The sequence below is a fragment of the Actinomadura sp. NPDC049753 genome (genome assembly GCF_040674655.1).
GTDB lineage: Bacteria > Actinomycetota > Actinomycetes > Streptosporangiales > Streptosporangiaceae > Spirillospora > Spirillospora verrucosospora.
Map to the genome: position 1 here is coordinate 1 of NZ_JBFARL010000413.1, position 2,383 is coordinate 2,383.

Genomic DNA, 2,383 nt, shown 5'->3' on the forward strand with positions numbered 1-2,383 from the left:
GGTTGCTGGCGGCGGCCCGCCGGGGCCCCCCCACACCTGAACACTGCGGGCGATCGCTGTATCGCTCCGGCTCGCCCAGAGGCTCGTTGGACGCTGTGACCAGCACCGGTCGGCCGGGGGCGGGGGAACCAGAAGGGAATTCGGTTCAAACAGTGCCCTCCCTCGTCATGGACGTGGCCTGGTCGGTAACCTCATAAATCACGCTCGCGGCGGGTCTGGACCCGCGGCGGGCCCGCGTCGGACCTATTTCAGCCATGGAGGATCCGCTGTCCAGGCGAGCACTCATCACCGGCATCACCGGACAGGACGGCTCGTATCTGGCCGAGCATCTGCTTGAGCTGGGATACGAGGTCTGGGGCCTGGTGCGGGGGCAGGCGAACCCCCATGTGTCGCGGCTCCGCAAGCACATCGGCGACGTGCAGATCACCACCGGGGACCTGCTGGACCAGGGCAGCCTGATCTCGGCGGTGGAGCGGGTGCGGCCCGACGAGGTCTACAACCTGGGCGCGATCTCCTACGTGCCGATGTCGTGGCAGCAGGCGGAGCTGACCGCCGAGGTCACCGGGATGGGCGTGCTGCGCATGCTGGAGGCCATCCGGGTGGTGTCGGGGATCAGCCCGTCCCGCACCCCGGGCGACGGGCAGATCCGCTTCTACCAGGCGTCGTCCTCGGAGATGTTCGGGATGGTGCGCGAGACGCCGCAGAACGAGAAGACCCCGTTCCACCCGCGCAGCCCCTACGGGGTGGCGAAGAGCTACGGCCACTACATCACGCAGAACTACCGCGAGTCCTACGGCATGTTCGCGGTGAGCGGGATCCTGTTCAACCACGAGTCGCCGCGCCGGGGCGCGGAGTTCGTCACGCGGAAGGTGTCGCTGGGCGCCGCCCGCATCAAGCTGGGCCTGGCCACCGAGCTGCGTCTCGGCAACCTGGAGGCCCGCCGCGACTGGGGCTACGCGGGCGACTACGCCCGGGCGATGCGGATGATGCTGGCGCAGGACTCCCCGGAGGACTACGTCATCGGGACGGGCCAGACCCAGTCGGTTCGGGAGCTGGTGGAGTTCGCCTTCCGCACCGCGGGCCTGGACTGGCAGGACCACGTCGTCCTGGACGCCAAGTACACGCGCCCGGCCGAGGTCGACCTGCTGTGCGCCGACCCCAAGAAGGCCCGCGAGCAGCTCGGCTGGGAGCCCGAGGTGACCTTCGAGGGGCTGGTGACCATGATGGTCGAGTCGGACCTGCGGCTGCTGTCGCGGTCCGCGCGCCCCGAGGACGAGCCGTTCAGCCCCGACCATTGGTAATCCGGTTACCACGCCCGTGGCACGATTCAGGTATGGCCACATGTGAGCACGTGCAGTCCCTTCCGGTCGAGGATCCGTCCCCGAACACCCCCCAAGGGTGCGAGGACTGCCTCAGAGAGGGCACACGCTGGGTCCACCTGCGGCTCTGCCTGGGCTGCGGGCATGTCGGATGCTGCGATTCCTCGCCCATGCGGCACGCCAGCGCGCACTTCCAGAAGGAGGGGCACCCGATCGTCCGCTCGTTCGAGCCGGGCGAGGACTGGCGCTGGTGCTTCGTCGACGAACTGATCGTCTGATGCCGGACGTCCGGCTGGGCACCGGGCCCGGACGCTGGATCCTGCTGGCGACGGTCCTCGGATCGAGCGTGGCGTTCCTCGACTCCACCGTCGTGAACGTGGCGCTGCCCAGGCTCGCCCGCGACCTGAACGCCGACATGGCCGATCTCCAGTGGACGGTGAACGCCTACACGCTCACGCTCGCGGGCTTCATCCTGCTGGGCGGCTCCCTCGGGGACCGGTTCGGACGCCGCCGGATCTTCCTCATCGGCGTGGTGTGGTTCGCGGTCGCCTCGGTGCTGTGCGGCGTGGCGCCGAACGTCGAAACGCTGGTCATGTCCCGGGCTCTGCAGGGCGTGGGCGGGGCGCTGCTCACCCCGGGCTCGCTCGCGATCATCCAGGCGTCGTTCACGGCCGACGACCGCCCCCGCGCGGTCGGCGCCTGGTCGGGCCTCGGCGGCGTCGCCGGCGCGATCGGCCCGTTCCTGGGCGGCTGGCTGGTGGAGGCGGCCGGATGGCGGTGGGTGTTCCTGCTGAACGTGCCGCTCGCCGCCGTCGTGGTGCTGGTCGCGGTCCGGCACGTCCCCGAGAGCGTCGACCCGCAGGCCCACGGGCGCTTCGACGTGCTCGGCGCGGCCCTGGCGGCGCTGGCCCTGGCGGGGACGACGTACGCGCTGACGGAGGCGCCCGGCGGGGGCGCGTCCCCGCCGGTCATCGCCGCCGCCGCGATCGCCGGCCTGGTGGCGAGAGGACGAACGACTGGAAGGCAGTCCGGTGGGACGGAGGGTCGTCCTGGGCATGCTCGGC

3 protein-coding genes are annotated in these 2,383 nt (G+C 70.8%); all 3 read left to right on the forward strand.

Translation table 11 applies throughout. The features are described from left to right. Nucleotides 1–266: 266 nt before the first annotated feature. Entirely contained in the window at nt 267–1,301 is a 1,035-nt protein-coding gene (locus AB0K37_RS41725; RefSeq protein WP_345176365.1) for a GDP-mannose 4,6-dehydratase, read from the forward strand. Between the two features lie 32 nt (nt 1,302–1,333). Next, nucleotides 1,334–1,597 (forward strand): UBP-type zinc finger domain-containing protein, encoded by a 264-nt coding sequence (locus AB0K37_RS41730; protein ID WP_363991656.1) that lies wholly within the window; start codon nt 1,334–1,336, stop codon nt 1,595–1,597. Then, on the forward strand, nt 1,597–2,383 hold a 787-nt coding region (locus AB0K37_RS41735; RefSeq protein ID WP_363991659.1), incomplete at its 3' end, for an MFS transporter. The genes AB0K37_RS41730 and AB0K37_RS41735, both read left to right, overlap by 1 nt.